Below are 16,426 nucleotides of genomic sequence, written 5' to 3'. Positions count from 1 at the left end.
ATGGCTGCGACGGTCAAGTACGACGAGGTCACTGCCGGGCAGGAGATCCCCGCCGTCGAGTTCCCCGTCCACCGGGTGAACCTCGTGATGTACGCGGGCGCCTCTGGGGACTTCAACCCGATCCACTGGAACGAACGGTTCGCCAAGTCCGTCGGCCTGCCGGACGTCATCGCGCACGGCATGTTCACCATGGCCCAGGGCGGCCGGTTCGTGACCGACTGGGCGGGAGACCCGGCGGCGGTCGTCGATTACGGCGTGCGCTTCTCGTCCATGGTGGTCGTCCCCGACGACGACAACGGCGCGGTGATCACGGTCAGCGGCGTCATCGAGGAGAAGCTCGAGGACAAGCGGGTCGTGGTCGTCCTCACCGCCAGGTCGGGCGACAGCCGGGTCCTGTCCAAGGCCCGCGCCGTCGTCCAGCTCTCCTGACCGAAGGTTTGCCGGGGACCGCACGGGTAGCGTCCCCGCATGACCCGATCGAGCGAACAGGGCGCCGCCGGGAGCGGCCGAGAGCCCGCCACGCGTGCCGAGCCCGATGCCGAGGCCGGGCACGACGCCGAGGCCGTACGCGCTGAGGACGTGCAGTCCGACGCCGCACGCACGGAGGCCGCCCCTGGGACGGCGCCCGGCGCTCAGACCGCGCCCGGCACCGAGGCCGCTCAGGCGGCGCCCCGGGGCCGGCCTGAGCGGGCCGTTCGCGCGTCGGGTCCACCGCTCACGCAGGAGCGGGCGCGGAACGCCCGTGAGGCCTCCGAGGAGACCGCTCGGGCTCCGGAGTGGGAGGTCTATCCCGGCGGGACGATCGAAACGGGTCTCACCTCATCGGGGGAGCCGTCGATGGTGGCCTCCCAACTGCTCTGGGACGGCAGCACCGCGACATCCAGGGTCGATCAGGCCATAGCAGAGGCGATGCGCGCGGAGGCGGACCAGGACACCGACGATGCCGGGGCCGACGTCGACGCTCGTACCGAGGCCGAAGCCGAGCCCCGTACCGAAGCCGATGCCGAGCCCCGTACCGAAGCCGAAGCTCGTACCGACGCCGACGCCGACGCCGACGCCGGAGCCGGGTCCGCGGCGGACCGGCGCGCCCGGCGGGACGCCGACCGGCCGTAGGCTGGGGCCTGCCGCGGCGGGACCGCGGCCGCTGAGGCTTCCCGTCGTCGCTGAGGAATCGCATGGCTGACCGTTTGGCAGGGGTACGGCTCGCGCCGTACACGACGTTGCGGATGGGCGGCCCGGCGGGCGCCTTCGTCGAGGCGCGATCCGAGAACGAGATCGTCGAGACCGTGGCCGAAGCCGACCGGTACGGCGAGCCGGTGCTGATCCTCGGCGGCGGCAGCAATCTCATCGTCTCCGACGAGGGGTTCGACGGCCTGGTCGTCAGGGCCGCCTCCACCGGTGTCGAGATCACCGGTGACGGACGGGTGACCGTCCAGGCCGGAGAGGACTGGGACGCGCTGGTCGCCCGCTGCGTGGCCGAGGAACTGGCCGGTGTCGAGTGCCTGTCCGGGATCCCCGGCCTGGTGGGCTCCACCCCGATCCAGAACGTCGGCGCGTACGGGCAGGACGTGTCGCAGACCATCACAGGGGTCCGCGTCTACGACCGGATGACCGGCGAGATCGCCGACCTGACCGCTGCGCAGTGTGGCTTCGCCTACCGGCACAGCGCCTTCAAGGAGGATCCTGGGCGGCACGTCGTGCTGGCGGTGACCTACGCCCTGACCCGGTCCGGCCTGTCGGGCCCCATCGCGTACAAGGAACTGGCCGCGCGGCTCGGCGTGGAGATCGGCGACCGGGTGCCGCTGGATCAGGCGAGGGAGGCGGTGCTCGCGCTCCGCCGGGGCAAGGGCATGGTGCTCGACCCGCTGGATCCGGACACGCGCAGCGCGGGCTCGTTCTTCACCAACCCCGTGCTCGACGCCGCGGCGGCGGCCGATCTCGAACTCCGCGCGCCCGGATACCCCCGCTGGGACATGCCGGACGGCGCGGTGAAGGTCCCGGCCGCCTGGCTGATCGAGAACGCCGGGTTCCCCAAGGGATACGAGAAGGGGCGGGTGCGCATCTCGACGAAGCACACGCTCGCCCTCACGAACCCCACCGGCGAGGCGGGCGCGGCCGAGCTGATGGCCCTGGCCAGGGAGGTACGCGACGGAGTGCGGGAGAAGTTCGGCGTCACCCTCGTGAACGAGCCCGTCATGGTCGGCATCGCCCTGGATCGGTAGGCCGGGCCGAGGGAGTGCGCACCGTCCTGAGTCGGTAGGCCGGGCCGAGAAAATGCGCACCGTCCCGGGTCGGTAGGGGGGTCGGGAGGCATACATGCCGTCCCCTGGATCGGTAGGCGCGCGGGCCTGGGGAATCCCGCCGTCCTGGATCGGTAGGCGGGATCGAGGGAATGCGCACCGCCTGTCGTCCGCTATGTTGTGGTGGAACCACCCGAAGGGGAGTAGTCCCGAATCCGTTGATCGACACACTGGTGTGAGCTTTCACGCCCGGTCGCGGAGCCCATGTGGCGGACGAGACCTTCGGCCCGACAGTCATGCTGCCGGGCCGAAGTCGTGTGCCCGAAAACTCCCCGGGTGCAGAACGCGGTCCGGTCGCGCGAGCACGAGAGGCGCCCCTTGGAAGCGTTCTGGATATCACTGGCCGTGATCTTCGTGGCCGAGCTCGGCGACAAGAGCCAGCTCATGGCCCTGACGTTCGCCACACGGTTCAAGGTGTGGCCGGTGCTGGCCGGAATCACCGCCGCCACCGCCGTCGTCCACCTCTTCAGCGTCGGCCTCGGACAGATCATCGGCGACGCCCTCCCCACCACCGCGATCTCGATCGCCGCCGGCATCGCCTTCCTCGGCTTCGCCGCGTGGACGCTCCGCGGCGACGAGCTCAGCGACGAGGAGTCGGGCAAGGCCGCCAGGACCACGCGGAACGTCCTGGTCGCCGTGACTGTGGCGTTCTTCCTCAGCGAGCTGGGCGACAAGACCATGCTCGCCACGATCACGCTCGCGACGCAGCACGGCTGGTTCGGCACGTGGATCGGCTCCACCGTCGGCATGGTCGCGGCCGACGCGCTCGCGATCGTCGTCGGCCGGTTCCTCGGCGCGCACCTCCCCGAAAAGTGGATCAAGTACGGCGCGGCCGCCGCGTTCGCGGTCTTCGGCGTGCTCCTCCTGGTCGAACCGTTGCTCGCCTGACTGAGATCCGGCCTGCCGCCCTACCGGGGGCCGGTGCGGCGCGTACCCTCGCCCGGCGCGACGGGGCGCCGCATCGGTCCACGTGACGGTGTTCCCAGGCACGGCCGGGTCCCGGCCGTGCCTCAGGTGAGCAGGGCCAGGCGGTGAGCGGCGGCGGCGGCCTCGCCCCGGGTCGAGACGCCGAGCTTGGGCAGGATGTTCGACACGTGGACGCTGACGGTCTTCGCCGAGATGAACAGCTCGCCGGCGATGTCCCGGTTGGTCCGCCCCTGAGCGACCAGCCGGAGCACCTCCAGCTCGCGCGGCGTCAGCGAGATCTCACGCGCGTGTCCCTGCTCCGGGGTCTCATCGAGGGCCGCGCCGACGCGCCGGGCCATGGCGTCGATCTGGGTGAGGAGCGGAACCGCGCCCAGCGTCTCGGCGAGCGGCTTGGCCTCGCGGAGCCGTACGGCGGCGCCGTCGCGGTCGCCTCCGGCCGCCGCCGCGGCGGCGGCGTAGACCAGGGCCTTGGCCTGCGTGTGCGGGCGGCCCAGCTGCTTCCATCCGGCCGCCGCCTCGTCGAACCTGCCCTGATAGACCTGGCGGAACGCGTCGCCCACCGGTCCGGCGGTGACCATGTCGGACGCGAGCGCGTCGGTCAGGTCGCGTACGGTCGCCGTGAGCTCGGGGGCCACGGATGCGGCCTGGTCGCAGGCCACCCGGACCGCGGTGAGCAGCCGCCAGCCGAGCATGGCCTTTCCGGACCAGCGCGGAGTACTCAGAGCGAGTTCGGCCACTTCGACCGCCTTGCGCGGCTCGCCGCGGAGCAGGTGCCAGCCGATCAGCAGGCGGGCGTTGGCCGTCCACTCCTGCGTCCCGTCCTCGGGCCTGGGGACGAACGCGCCGACCTCGACGAGGATCTCCCTGGCGACGTCCTCCTCGCCGCGGGCGATCGCGATGTCGGCCCGCACCCGCAGCAGGTGCCAGCGGTTCTGTCGCGTCGGGTCCATGGTCAGGGCGCGCGCGGTGACGTCGAGAGCCTCGTCCCACCGTCCGAGTGCCTCCAGCGCCTCGGCCCGGTTGTTGGCGATGAACACGCCCTGATGACGGTACCTGCCGTACCTCTTGGCCAGCTTCTCGCCCTCGATGGCGAGTTGCACCGCCTCCTCGGACCTGCCGAGATTGTTCAGCGTGTCCACGTTGTTGCCGATCGCGCGCAACGTGATCCGCGCCGAGTCGAGCCGCCTCCCGATGGCCAGAGCTCGATCGTTGGTGGTCCGGGTCGTCTCCAGGTCGCCGGAGATCGAGCGTCCGAGGGCGAGGTTCAGCAGGAGATCCGCCTCCAGGCACTCGTCGCCGAGGTCGCGGGCGATCTGGAGCGCCTCCTCGGTGACGGCGGTCCCCTCGGCCACCTGGTCGCAGAGCATGAGGACCCGGCCCAGATGGATCAGGACCGAGGCACGGGCCTCGGTGGGGCGGGCGACCAGCCGTTCGGCGCGGCGGAGGTCCTCGATGAACCCCGACGTGTGCTTCTGGACCTTGATGTTGGCCCGGCGGACCAGCAGCGTGGCCACCCGCTCGGGTTCGGTCTCCTCGTCCAGTTCGGCGAGCGCACCCTGGACGAACTTCTTGCCACGGTCGCTCTCGCCGCAGACGTACGCGCTCTCGGAGGCCCGCTCGAAGACGGTGACGTGGTCCACCCCGATCCGTTCGGCCGCGTCGGGCACCTTGTCCCAGAGCATGAGGACGCGTTCGAGCAGGTCGATCTGCTCGGTGTAGGCGAACGCGCGCGCCGCCTTCTCCGCCGCCTCCCAGGCCGAGATGAGCGCCCAGAGGTCGTCGCGGGCGGAGTGCCAGTGATGGGCGATCTCGATGGCCGCCCGCCCCGGCGGGACGAGCTCCCGGTCGCGGTCGATCTCCAGGGCGTAGCGCGCGTGCAGCCGCATGTGCTCGCCCGGGAGCAGGTCGTCGTGGACGGCCTCGCGGATCAGGGCGTGCCGGAATGCGTAGACGTGGCTGTCGGCCACCTGCACGACGTTCGCGGCGATGGCCGGGCGCAGCGCGTTCTCCAGGTCGTCGTCGGACAGCCCGCTTACGGCGGCGAGCAGCGCGTGACCCACGCGGATCCCGCCCGCGGCGGCGATCCGCAGCACGTGCTGGGTCTCCTCGGGAAGTCGTTCGACGGACGCGCTGATCAGGTCGAGCAGGGACTCGGGGAACGAGCACTCGTCGCAGTCGATCAGCGCCTCGACGAACAGGGGGATGCCCTCGCTGCGCTCGAACACCCTGCCGACCTTGGCGAACTCCGGGGTCACGCCGAGGATGCCGGCCATCTGCGCCGCGACCTCGCTCTGCGTGAACCGGGGCAGGTCGATCCGGGCGACGCCCTCCACCCGGCCGAGTTCCGCGAGAACCGGCCGGAGGGGATGCGTGCGGTGCAGTTCGTCCGAGCGGTACGTGAGGACCATGAGGACGGGCGCGCCGCGCAGGTTGCGGCTCAGGAACGCGATGAGGTCGCGGCTGGACCGGTCCGCCCAGTGGATGTCCTCGACGATGAGGACCACCGGCCGCCGCTCCGCGAGCCGTTCGAGCAGGGTGAGGATCAGCTCGAAGAGCCGTGCCCGCGCGGACTCCGTGTCCAGGTTGCCGCCGGGCTCGCCGAACTCGGGAAGCAGCCGGGCCAGCTCGCGCTGGGAGCCCTCGGGCAGGAGCGCGGCCACCTCGGCGGCGCCCCGCTCCCGGACGAGCTGCCGCAGGGCGGCGGTGAAAGGCGCGTAGGCCAGACCCTCCGCCGAGAGTTCCACGCACCCGCCCGCCAGCACGTGGGCGCCGTTCCTGGCGGCCTGGTCGGCGAAACGGGAGACCAGACGGGTCTTCCCCACACCCGCCTCGCCACCGAGCAGGATCACGGCCGCCGCCTGCTTACGGGCCTGGTCGAACGCGTCCGACAGCATGTCAAGTTCCGCGCCCCGTCCAACGAAGACGGGGCTCACCGCCCGGCCCATCATGTCGTCAAGCATTACATGCCATCCGTATGGCTTTCGCCCGTTTTCCAGTGGGTGGACAGGGACTCTCCCAGCGCGTGGACAGGGGTCACGGAGGCTGAAAGGCCCGGCCGGGAGGGAGGCTCCGGCCGGGCCTTCGAAGCGGGCTCATGCGGTGCGGGACTTGCCGAAGGACGCACGCGTCCGATGGCCGTCTCGCCTCCGCTCCTTGAGCGCCATGATGGCGGCGCGTACGGTGCGGTGGTTGGCCGCCTCCTCCCGGAGCTCCGCCGCGCGGCTGATGATCAGCTGGTAGTGCAGTTCGGGACCCATCCCGGTTTCCTCTCTCGAACGCCTTGCGTTTCCTTACACACTCAAGGTTCGGGCTAAGGCCCCCTCCACCACATCAGGCGGATGCCCTATCTGTGCTTCGTGCCTGTGTCCTAGGACCGCCTAAGACCCCTTAGGCCGTCCCCGCCGCGGGCGTGAAGATCCATAAGACGCTCCGGGGGCGGTGAACGGCGACATGTGACAAACAACCTGGAAGGGGCTCGGCTCCGGTCGGTTTGGAAACCGTGAGACAGGTCGGCGATGCTGGGGAGGTGTCAACTACGACTGCTCCGTTCGCGGAGGTCGCCTCTTCCAACGCGACGCTGCGCGCGTTCCTGCACGGGCTTCCCGGTGTCGACCGGGTCGGTGCGGACGCGCGGGCCGCGATGCTGGGGACGCGTTCGATCAAAACGACGGCCAAGGCCCAGGCGATCGACCTGGCCATCTCGATGGTGGACCTGACCACGCTGGAGGGCGCCGACACCCCGGGCAAGGTCCGGGCGATGTGCGCCAAGGCGGTCCACCCCGATCCCACCGACCCCTCCGTTCCCCGTGTCGCCGCCGTGTGCGTCTATCCCGACCTCGTGGCGACCGCCGTGCGCGCGCTGGACGGTTCGGGGGTGAAGGTGGCCTCCGTGGCGACGGCGTTCCCGAGCGGGCGGTCGTCCCTGGACGTGAAGGTCACCGACACCGCGCTCGCCGTGGCCGCGGGCGCCGCCGAGATCGACATGGTGATCGACCGGGGCGCGTTCCTGTCCGGCGACTACCTGAAGGTGTTCGAGGAGATCACGGCGGTCAAGGCCGCCTGCGGTGGTGCCGGAGTCGCGCGGGGGGAGCAGGGCGCGCACCTCAAGGTGATCCTGGAGACCGGCGAGCTGGCCACGTACGACAACGTGCGGCGTGCCTCGTGGCTGGCGATGCTGGCCGGGGCCGACTTCATCAAGACCTCCACCGGCAAGGTGCAGCCCGCGGCGACGCTGCCGGTGACACTGATCATGCTGGAGGCGGTCAGGGACTTCCGGCTGCGCACCGGCCGCGTGATCGGGGTCAAGCCCGCGGGCGGCATCCGTACGACCAAGGACGCGATCAAGTACCTCGTGCTCGTCAACGAGACGGCGGGCACCGACTGGCTGACCCCCGACCTGTTCCGGCTGGGCGCTTCGACGCTGCTGAACGACCTGCTCATGCAGCGGCAGAAGATGGCCACCGGCCGGTACGCCGGCCCCGACTACTTCACCCTGGACTGAGGCGGCACATGTTCGAGTACGCACCTGCGCCCGAATCGCGGGAGATCGTCGACATCAAGCCGTCGTACGGGCTGTTCATCGGCGGCGAATGGGTCGACTCCCAGGGCGAGGATCACCACAAGACCATCAACCCCGCGTCCGAGGAGGTCCTGGCGGAGGTCGCCTGGGCGACCGAGGCGGACGTCGACCGGGCCGTCCAGGCCGCGCGCACCGCGTTCACCACCTGGTCGGCGCTGCCCGGCTCGGAACGGGCCAAGTACATCTTCCGGATCGCCAGGATCATCCAGGAACGCTCGCGTGAACTGGCCGTCCTGGAGACCCTGGACAACGGCAAGCCGATCCGCGAGTCGCGGGACGTGGACCTGCCGCTGGTGGCCGCGCACTTCTTCTACTACGCCGGTTGGGCGGACAAGCTGGGATATGCCGGGTTCGGTAGCGACCCTCGGCCGCTGGGAGTGGCCGGGCAGGTCATCCCGTGGAACTTCCCGCTGCTCATGCTCGCCTGGAAGATCGCTCCCGCGCTGGCGTGCGGCAACACGGTGGTGCTCAAGCCCGCCGAGACGACCCCGCTGACCGCGCTGGCGTTCGCCGAGATCTGCCGCCAGGCCGACCTCCCGCCGGGCGTGGTCAACATCGTGACCGGCGCGGGCGAGACCGGGGCCGCCCTGGTGAACCACCCCGGCGTCGACAAGGTCGCCTTCACCGGCTCCACCGAGGTCGGGCGGATGATCGCCAGGTCGGTGGCCGGCACCCGCAAGAAGCTCACCCTGGAGCTGGGCGGCAAGGCCGCGAACATCGTGTTCGAGGACGCCGCGCTGGACCAGGCCGTCGAGGGCATCGTCAACGGCATCTTCTTCAACCAGGGCCACGTGTGCTGCGCGGGCTCCCGGCTGCTGGTGCAGGAGTCCGTCGCCGACGAGGTGCTGGACGCCCTCAAGCGGCGGCTGTCCACCCTGCGGCTCGGCGACCCGATGGACAAGAACACCGACATCGGCGCGATCAACTCCGCCGCCCAGCTCGCCAAGATCCGCGAGCTGTCGGAGGCCGGGGTGACCGAGGGGGCCGAGCGGTGGTCCCCACCGTGCCCGATCCCCGACAGGGGGTTCTGGTTCCCGCCGACGGTCTTCACCGGCGTGGCGCAGTCGCACCGGATCGCCCGTGAGGAGATCTTCGGGCCGGTCCTGTCCGTGCTGACGTTCCGTACGCCGGCCGAGGCGGTCGAGAAGGCCAACAACACGCCGTATGGCCTGTCGGCCGGCATCTGGACGGAGAAGGGCTCCCGCATCCTGTGGATGGCGGACCGGCTGCGCGCCGGTGTCGTGTGGGCCAACACCTTCAACCGGTTCGACCCCACATCGCCGTTCGGAGGGTTCAAGGAGTCCGGCTACGGCCGGGAAGGCGGACGACACGGACTGGAGGCGTACCTTGCAGTGTGAACATCGCCGGCGCCGCCGTCTGATCCGGCGCGCCGTCGCGGGGGCCGGTACCGGATACGCCCGCGGCCGCCGCTCACGCCGCTTCGCCGTACGGCATGGCTGGTTCGCGCATCGCGGCGGAGTCTGCCGGTGCGGCCAGGTCTACCAGCCGGCCCGTCCACTCCAGATTGGAACCTTCGATGAGTGAGCGCCTGGCCGTGCGCAAGACGTACAAGCTGTTCATCGGCGGGGCGTTCCCGCGCTCGGAGAGCGGAAGGTCCTATGCCGTGACCTCCTCCAAGGGTGACTTCCTGGCGAACGCGTCGAAGGCGTCGCGCAAGGACGCGAGGGACGCCGTCGCCGCCGCCCGCAAGGCGTTCCCCGGCTGGTCGTCGGCCACGGCGTACAACCGGGGGCAGATCCTCTACCGCGTCGCCGAGATGCTGGAGGGGCGCCGGGCCCAGTTCGTCGCCGAGGTGGTCGACGCCGACGGCGTCACCGCGAAGAAGGCGGGGGAACTGGTGGACGCCGCCGTCGACCGCCTCGTCTGGTACGCGGGCTGGTCGGACAAGATCGGTGCGATCCGGGGCTCCGCCAACCCGGTGGCCGGGCCGTACTTCAACCTGTCCACGGTCGAGCCGACGGGCGTCGTCGCGGTGGTCGCGCCGCCGATGGGGCCGCTGCTCGGCCTGGTCAGCGTGATCGCGCCGCTGATCGTCACGGGGAACACCTGCGTCGTGGTCGCCTCGGAGCGGGCCCCGCTGCCGTCGATCACGCTCGCGGAGGTGCTGGCCACGTCGGATCTGCCGGGCGGCGTGGTGAACATCCTGACGGGTTCGGCCGGGGAGATCGCCCCCTGGCTGGCCGGTCACATGGACGTCAACGGCATCGACCTCACCGGTGCGGACGCCGACCTCGCGGTGCGCTGCGAGGAACTCGCCGCGGAGAACCTGAAGCGGGTCCTGCGGCCGGCTCAGGACAGGATCGATTGGCTGGCCGACCCGGGTACGGACCGCATGACGGCCTTCCTCGAAACGAAGACCGTCTGGCACCCCATCGGGGTCTGACCCGGCGGGAACGCCGCGCGAAGGCGGCCGCCTCAGGGCGGCCGCCTTCCTCCTTCAGGGCGGCGGTTCGCAGCGGCTTGAGTGGGGATGCCCAGGCCGGGTCAGCGTGACTGGAGCGCGTCCAGCGCGACGGCCATGGCGATGATCAGGCGCCGGTCCAGGCGCGGATCGCCGATGGTCACGGCGTACTGGTCCCGGGGGCCCCATATGCGCTCGACCGAGAACGCGATCGACGCTCCCACGCTGAAGTCGAAGTGGTACGGCAGCCACGACAGCGAGTCACTGAAACGGCGCACGACAGCGACGGCCGCGTTGCGCTCGCTGCCGGTGTAGGTGGGCAGGCCCGGCTGACGGAGATGCCAGGTCGAGCGCAGCAACGACTTGCCGAAGTCCTTGCGGAACAGCCCGATCGGCCTGCCGTCGTGGTCGGTCACGTCGTACTCGCCGGCGAGGTCGAGCACGTTGCGCGCCTTGAAGCCGCCGAGCACCTGTTGCCGGGACTCGTCCGTGTACAGCGTGACCTGTTCCTTGAAGGCCATCCGTTTCTGCTCGGCGAAGGCGACGACCTCGCCGGGTGACCCGTCGGCCTGGACCACGTGGACGACGTAGCGGTTCACCATCATGGTGATCTTCTGGCGCACTATCAGTCGCGTCTGCTGCTGCAGGCCCGAAATGTCCATGTCACGCTCCATGGGGTCGGGTTAATCACCCTATATTGGGAGATCACCCGTGAGATAGCGTTGGACGGCAGGTGCCACGCAGGAGATCAGTTCCTCCGGGGACAACGACACCAGCGGCTCGATCCGCACCACATAGCGGGCGAAGGCGACACCCATCAGGTGTGACCCGGCGAGGATGGCACGCGTCTCCGGTGAACCCACGTCCAGCCGCTTGACGAGCGGCTGGATCACCTCGGAGCGTACGAACTCCTTGAACAGGTCCGCGGCGGCGGGTGACGCCGCGACCGAACTCATCACGGCGTGGAGTCGCGCGCCCGTCTCCGGATCCTCCCACAACGACACGTAACGGGCGACGACGCGCCGGCCGAGACCCTCGACGTCGCCGTCCGCGGCGTCGGACAGGCTGCGCAGCGGGATGCCGCCGCCGCGGATGGCGGCCTCGAACAGGCCGTCCTTGGACCCGAAGAAATGCATGACCAGCGCCGGATCGACGCCCGCCGCACGGGCGACGGCCCTGATCGTGGTCCCGGCGTACCCGCTCTCGGTGAACGCCCGCAGCCCCGCGTCGAGGATCGCCTCGCGCGTCTGTGGCGATCCGGGCCGTCGTCCGCTCATGAGGGCTATTCAACCACGTTGAATTCATCTATGTTCAACTCAACGTTGTTGAACTCATCGCTTGGAGAATTCGATGCGCAAGCTGATCGCGGCGGTCGTCCTCGTGACGGCCCTCGGCATGGTCTTCGCGCTGTCCTTCCTGGGGGCGCTGCATCAGCCGCGCCCGCACGACGTCCCCGTGGCGGTCGTCGGCCCGGCCCAGGCCACCGCGCGGATCGACGCCGCGCTCGCCGCCGTGGCGCCGGGCGCCTTCGCCCTCACCGCGTACGCCGACGAGGGGACCGCGCGCGCCGCGCTCGCCGATCGGGAAGTGGACGCCGTCCTCGTGCCCGGGGCGGGGAAACTACTGGTCGCCGGCGCGGCCGGCCGTACCGGCGCGACCGTGATCACCCAGGCGTTCCAGGGCGCCGCCGAGGCGCAGGGGACGCGGCTCGCGGTGGAGGACGTGATCCCGCTGCCGCCCGGCGACGCGGGAGGCGTCTCCGGGATGTTCTACGTGCTCTCCCTCGTCATCCCGGGCATCGCCGTCGCGGTGCTGATCTCCCGGATCGCGCCCGGACTCGGCGGCGCGGCGCGTGCCGGAGTCCTCGCCGTCGCCGCTCTCGCGGCGGGTACGGCGAACGCCTGGCTGGCGGACGTGGTGCTCGGCGCCATCCCTGGCAGGTTCGCCGGGCTGGTGGCGGTCTCGGCGTGCGTCACGCTGACCGTCGCTCTCGTGTCGGCGGGTCTAGCCCGGCTCGGGGGGACGGCCGCGGTCGGCCTCGCCGCTCTCCTGTTCATCCCGATCGGACTGCCCGCGAGCGGCGGCCCGGTCGGCGCCCGGTTCATCCCCGAGTGGTACGCGGCGGTCGGGCAGGTCCTCCCGGTCGGCCAGGCGGCCGAGGCGCTCAGGAACGTCGTCTACTTCGACGGGGCCGCCCTGGGCATGCCGGTCGTGGTGCTCGGCGGCTGGGCGCTCCTCGGTGTGCTGCTCCTGGCCGTCCCCCGCCGGAGGGTGACGGCGCTCACTGTGGAACCCTTGGCCGTGGCGTGAGATTGGGTGGGTGGAATGCCGCGGTGGCGAGCGTGGACCGGCGGGAACCGGACCGGTACGAAATGGGCCGGTAGGAAATGGGCCGGCGGGAAATGGCTTGTCGTTCCGGGCGTGACGGCACTGGCCCTGTTCGTCCTCAAGGACCGGTTGCCGAACGTGGACGAGGTCTGGGACTCGCTCAGCGGAGTGAGTCTCGGCTGGCTCGCGGTGGCCGTGCTCGCCGAGGCGATGTCGATGGGCGTCTTCGCCAGGCTCTTCAGCCGCCTGCTCGCGCTGGGCGGGGCCCGGCTGACGTACCCCCGCGCCGTGGCCGTCACGTACGCGCGCAACGCCGTGTCCAACTCGCTGCCCGCCGGGCCCGTCCTGTCCATCGCGTACACGACGAGGGAGTTCGTCCGCCTGGGGGCGGCGAAGCCGCTCATCGCGGCGACGCTGGTACTGGCGGGGACGTACTCGACGGCCACCTTCGCCGGGCTGAGCCTCTTCGCGCTGTTCGGCGAACCGTCCACGAGGACGCCGACCGCGATCGCCTTCGGGGCGCTGCTGTTCGCGGTGGGGGTCCTGCTGCGGCTGCGCCCGCGCCGGTTCACCGGATGGCTGCACCGGCGGAGCCCGAAGGCCATGGGGCAACTCCGTGCCGCTCGTGACGCGCTCCGGCTCGCCGGTCGCGACCGCCTGGTCATCGCCGGCCTCGCGCTCGCCAACTGGCTTCTCGACGTGGCCTGCCTCGCGGCCGTCTGCGCCGCCGCGGGCGTACGGGTCGGCCCGCACACGATGCTGCTCGGGTACGTCGCCGCCAAGATGGCCGCGACGCTCGCCCTGATTCCCGGGGGGCTGGGCATCGCGGAACTCGGCATGGCCGCCACATTCGTCGCGGCCGGTGTCACGGGCGGAGCCGCGGCCGCCGTGGTCGCCCTCTACCGGCTCATCTCGTACTGGGCGATCGTCGTCGCCGGCTGGATCGCCTGGCTGATGCTCCGGGACGGCGTACGCGCGCGCCTCGCGGTCGCCGGGCGATGGTTGTGGGAGGGATTCCTGTGGTCGGCGCGGAACGCGCCCTGTGCCGTCACGTACGGCGTCCGCGGCGACGACCTTTGATCCCCTGCTGAGTCCCCGGACGCCACGACCGTGAGTCCCGGGTGTTCGGGCATCCCGGACGGGCCTTCGCGCACCTTCCAGGGCCTTCCAGGGCCTCCATAGGGCGTGAGGGGCGGACGGCGAGGCCGTTGCTCCCGCCGCCCGCCGGTCCGCAGAGTCAGTCCTTGAAGGCGTCCTTCACCTTTTCGCCGGCCTGCTTGACATTGCCCTTGACCTTGTCGGCCTTGCCTTCGGCTTGCTTGCGCTCGTCGTCGGTCATCTCGCCGACGCGCTCTTTGGCCTTGCCCTTGAGCTCCTGAGCCTTGTTGGAAATCTTGTCACCCATACCCATGTCAGACTTCCTTCCGATATGAGGCGATTGTCCGCCAATGGGAAGACTGTCCGATGTAGGGGAAAGCAAACCCCCTGTCCACCTCAGGGTTTTGTCAGGGTCGGCGGCGGAACCGGATCTTGGAGAAGGTCCGTTGGACTGAGTGAAAGAAGGGGGTTTACACACATGTACCGATCCAGAGACCACAAGATGATCGCCGGTGTCTGCGGCGGAATCGCGGAGCGCTACGGCATGTCGCCCAACGCCGTCCGGCTGCTCTTCCTGCTGTCCTGCCTGCTCCCCGGCCCGCAGTTCGTCATCTACCTGATCATGTGGGTCTTCGTCCCCAAGGTGCCTGCGCGCCTGCACTACTGAGGCGCCCGTAGCGGCACGCGGGCGGCGACGGGGTGACGAAGGCGACACCGCCGCCTGCTCGGCCACCTGACGGTGATCACGGCGCGCGGGCCTGGGCATGTCTCGTGTCCAGGCTGCGTGCACCCGTTTTGGGGGTGCGTTCTATGCTCGCGAATGGAGGTGCCCGATGCGTGAACGACCGTTGACGTTGGTTCAGGATGATCTGGTCGACTATGAGAAGGCCATGGAGCGAATGGCCGCCCTGGTCGAGGAGCGGCAGGAGGACGGCCGGCCGGACACGCTCTGGCTGCTCAGCCACCCCGCCGTGTTCACGATCGGCAAGCGCACGCCCGAGGAGCACCTGCCCGACCCCTCGCACGGCATTCCCGTCATGCAGACCGGCCGGGGCGGGCAGCTGACCTACCACGGGCCGGGCCAGCTCGTCGGATACCTGATCGTCAAGCTGCGGGCCGACGAGGGGGTCGTCGACTACATCCGCGAGGTCGAACTGCGGCTGGTCGAGGCGCTCGGAGAGCTGGGCATCCCGGCCGAACGCCGCGACACCCCGCCCGGTTCGGAACTGCTCACCGGGGTCTGGACCAAGGACACCGGACGCAAGATCATTTCGATCGGCATGCGGGCCAGCCGGGCCGTGACCAGCCACGGCTTCGCCCTCAACGTCGAAGGCGACCTGAGCCCGTGGGACCTCGCGATCCCCTGCGGCATGCCCGATGTCGACATGACCTCAGTGGCCCGCGAGCGCGGACACGCGTCGATGGACGAGACCCGGCAGGCGGTCGCGAGGGCCTTCGAGGCCACACCCGGCGCGTAGCGCCGGTTCCTCGCCGAGATCCGCTCGCGTCGGTTCTCCATGCTCTGGGCGTAACCGGTTGAGAGCAGCGACTGCCGGTGGGGTTCTCCGCCGAAGCCGGCGTGCTCGAACGTACGCGATGACCCACCTGGCCGTTGACATATGAGTGTGAACAGGGGTGGGGCGGGATCAGGGTTCACGGCCGACGCCGCACAGGGCACAAGTGGGGAGCCTCCGCTCGCCGTGGCCGATGGACACGTCGTCCGGCCTTTTGGGAATCAAGTGATCGCTGGTGATAGTCCTCTTGTGAAGTCCCGCGATGGCTTTCATGTGACTACGCGGGCCAATCCGAATTCTGGATGATCTCCACGAAATCGATACGCCGGAATCCGGGAACGAAGTGTTCCAGCACGTCGGCGTTGACCGTACCGAATGTGGTGTCAGGGCGGTGCCGGAACCCGTCGGCGAACGCGGCGAGGATCTGGCGCTTGAAGTCGGGCCTCGGGTGGGCGGCAGTGACGGCGGCGATGTCGTCGGGGGACAGCTCCCCGTAGCCGATCCCGAGGACGTCGGTCTCGACTCCGGCGGTGACCAGCGCGACCTCCGGGTCCAGCCGGTACGGCACCTCGGGGGTGGTGTGGAGCGCGATTCCCTCCCATACCTTCCGGATGTCGGTCTCGGGCAGCCCGTGCGAGGTGAGGAACCGGCGCGCCTCGTCGGCTCCGTCGATCTCGAAACGCTGGTGGTCGGTCCGGTACGTCTCGGTCAGGCCCAGGTCGTGGAACATCGCCCCGACGTAGAGCAGCTCCGGGTCGGCCTCCAGCCCGAGCCGCTTGCCCTGAAGAGTGCCGAACAGGTAAACGCGGCGAGAGTGGTGGAACAGCAGCGGTGGCGCCGCTTGACGGACGAGTTCGGTCGCGTCGGCCGCGAGGGCCGAATCCGGGATCTTCACTCCCGCGATCGTCTCCGACATGACGGTTCCCTCCTGCTCATGGCCGGCCGGCGTGACCAGGCGGTGACCAGGCGACATGGCCGGGTGATACCGCCAGGCGGCCTCGTGTTCCCCCATTCCCAACCGGCCGCGAGGGGCGCCCCGCTGTATGGGACGTATCTGCCACAGAAACGGACAGTTCTCGGCAGCGGGTACGCCGGCAGCCGCTCCTCAGGTGGTCGGCGCATCCGAAACGTCCAGTGCGTGAACGCCCAGTGCACGAATATTCAGTGCACGAATGCCCGGTCCACGCGAACGCTTCGCGGAGCCGCCGGAACCCGCAGGTGAAGCAGACCCCCGGGACGAACCGGGTGAAGCAGGCCC

At 70.3% G+C, this 16,426-nt stretch carries 17 protein-coding genes; 11 read left to right on the top strand and 6 right to left on the bottom strand.

The features are described from left to right. The 4 genes from AB0I59_RS22145 to AB0I59_RS22130 all read left to right on the top strand — a co-directional run bounded on the left by AB0I59_RS22145 (nt 1) and on the right by AB0I59_RS22130 (nt 3,188). Entirely contained in the window at nt 1–429 is a 429-nt protein-coding gene (locus AB0I59_RS22145) for a MaoC family dehydratase (RefSeq protein ID WP_061252889.1), read from the top strand. A gap of 39 nt (nt 430–468) precedes the next feature. Further along, nucleotides 469–1,113 carry a hypothetical protein gene (locus tag AB0I59_RS22140; RefSeq protein ID WP_358135542.1) on the top strand — a complete coding sequence of 215 codons (645 nt, stop codon included), beginning with the start codon at nt 469–471 and terminating at the stop codon, nt 1,111–1,113. A gap of 62 nt (nt 1,114–1,175) precedes the next feature. Then, on the top strand, nt 1,176–2,222 hold the full coding sequence (locus AB0I59_RS22135) for a UDP-N-acetylmuramate dehydrogenase (protein ID WP_358135539.1): 1,047 nt from the start codon (nt 1,176–1,178) through the stop codon (nt 2,220–2,222). 396 nt (nt 2,223–2,618) lie between these two features. Next, the gene (locus tag AB0I59_RS22130) at nt 2,619–3,188 is read left to right on the top strand and encodes a TMEM165/GDT1 family protein (RefSeq protein ID WP_061253637.1); all 570 of its coding nucleotides are present in this window, start codon (nt 2,619–2,621) and stop codon (nt 3,186–3,188) included. 122 nt (nt 3,189–3,310) lie between these two features. Here the strand turns inward: AB0I59_RS22130 and AB0I59_RS22125 are convergent, their stop codons facing one another. Next, nucleotides 3,311–6,187: an ATP-binding protein gene (locus AB0I59_RS22125; protein WP_358135533.1), complete on the bottom strand. Its 2,877-nt coding sequence runs from the start codon at nt 6,185–6,187 to the stop codon at nt 3,311–3,313. Nucleotides 6,188–6,319: 132 nt separating this feature from the next. Beyond that, nucleotides 6,320–6,484 carry a hypothetical protein gene (locus AB0I59_RS22120; protein ID WP_358135530.1) on the bottom strand — a complete coding sequence of 55 codons (165 nt, stop codon included), beginning with the start codon at nt 6,482–6,484 and terminating at the stop codon, nt 6,320–6,322. 269 nt (nt 6,485–6,753) lie between these two features. Between AB0I59_RS22120 and deoC the strand changes: the two genes are divergently transcribed. The 3 genes from deoC to AB0I59_RS22105 all read left to right on the top strand — a co-directional run bounded on the left by deoC (nt 6,754) and on the right by AB0I59_RS22105 (nt 10,210). Next, entirely contained in the window at nt 6,754–7,728 is a 975-nt protein-coding gene (gene deoC / locus AB0I59_RS22115) for a deoxyribose-phosphate aldolase (RefSeq protein WP_358135527.1), read from the top strand. A gap of 8 nt (nt 7,729–7,736) precedes the next feature. Next, nucleotides 7,737–9,164, top strand: coding sequence for an aldehyde dehydrogenase family protein (locus tag AB0I59_RS22110; protein ID WP_061252894.1), 1,428 nt, complete (start codon nt 7,737–7,739; stop codon nt 9,162–9,164). A gap of 179 nt (nt 9,165–9,343) precedes the next feature. Beyond that, a complete protein-coding gene (locus tag AB0I59_RS22105; RefSeq protein ID WP_358135524.1) occupies nt 9,344–10,210 on the top strand; it encodes an aldehyde dehydrogenase family protein in 867 nt (288 codons plus the stop codon). A gap of 101 nt (nt 10,211–10,311) precedes the next feature. Here AB0I59_RS22105 and AB0I59_RS22100 read toward each other — a convergent pair whose 3' ends face one another. Both AB0I59_RS22100 and AB0I59_RS22095 read right to left on the bottom strand, forming a co-directional pair. Next, nucleotides 10,312–10,890 (bottom strand): LURP-one-related family protein, encoded by a 579-nt coding sequence (locus AB0I59_RS22100; protein WP_358135521.1) that lies wholly within the window; start codon nt 10,888–10,890, stop codon nt 10,312–10,314. 30 nt (nt 10,891–10,920) lie between these two features. Then, nucleotides 10,921–11,505 carry a TetR/AcrR family transcriptional regulator gene (locus AB0I59_RS22095; protein ID WP_082776485.1) on the bottom strand — a complete coding sequence of 195 codons (585 nt, stop codon included), beginning with the start codon at nt 11,503–11,505 and terminating at the stop codon, nt 10,921–10,923. Nucleotides 11,506–11,578: 73 nt separating this feature from the next. On the opposite strand from AB0I59_RS22095, the gene AB0I59_RS22090 reads away from it, so the two are divergent. Next, a complete protein-coding gene (locus AB0I59_RS22090) occupies nt 11,579–12,538 on the top strand; it encodes a hypothetical protein (protein ID WP_358135518.1) in 960 nt (319 codons plus the stop codon). 111 nt (nt 12,539–12,649) lie between these two features. Next, entirely contained in the window at nt 12,650–13,636 is a 987-nt protein-coding gene (locus AB0I59_RS22085) for a lysylphosphatidylglycerol synthase transmembrane domain-containing protein (protein WP_358135515.1), read from the top strand. 157 nt (nt 13,637–13,793) lie between these two features. Here AB0I59_RS22085 and AB0I59_RS22080 read toward each other — a convergent pair whose 3' ends face one another. After that, nucleotides 13,794–13,967, bottom strand: a complete 174-nt coding sequence (locus AB0I59_RS22080; RefSeq protein ID WP_358135512.1) for a CsbD family protein — start codon at nt 13,965–13,967, stop codon at nt 13,794–13,796. Between the two features lie 165 nt (nt 13,968–14,132). Here AB0I59_RS22080 and AB0I59_RS22075 point away from each other — a divergent pair, with 165 nt between their 5' ends. Both AB0I59_RS22075 and lipB read left to right on the top strand, forming a co-directional pair. Then, complete coding sequence (locus AB0I59_RS22075; protein ID WP_061252900.1) at nt 14,133–14,321, top strand: PspC domain-containing protein; 189 nt, start codon at nt 14,133–14,135, stop codon at nt 14,319–14,321. A 166-nt stretch (nt 14,322–14,487) separates the two neighbouring features. Continuing rightward, nucleotides 14,488–15,132, top strand: coding sequence for a lipoyl(octanoyl) transferase LipB (gene lipB, locus AB0I59_RS22070; protein WP_061252901.1), 645 nt, complete (start codon nt 14,488–14,490; stop codon nt 15,130–15,132). Nucleotides 15,133–15,445: 313 nt separating this feature from the next. Here lipB and AB0I59_RS22065 read toward each other — a convergent pair whose 3' ends face one another. Continuing rightward, nucleotides 15,446–16,084 (bottom strand): HD domain-containing protein, encoded by a 639-nt coding sequence (locus AB0I59_RS22065; protein ID WP_358135508.1) that lies wholly within the window; start codon nt 16,082–16,084, stop codon nt 15,446–15,448. Between the last annotated feature and the right edge of the window lie 342 nt (nt 16,085–16,426).

Source organism: Microtetraspora glauca (genome assembly GCF_040656155.1).
GTDB lineage: Bacteria > Actinomycetota > Actinomycetes > Streptosporangiales > Streptosporangiaceae > Microtetraspora > Microtetraspora glauca.
The sequence above is the reverse complement of the archived record's forward strand: the minus strand, read 5'-3'. Positions and strand labels throughout refer to the sequence as shown.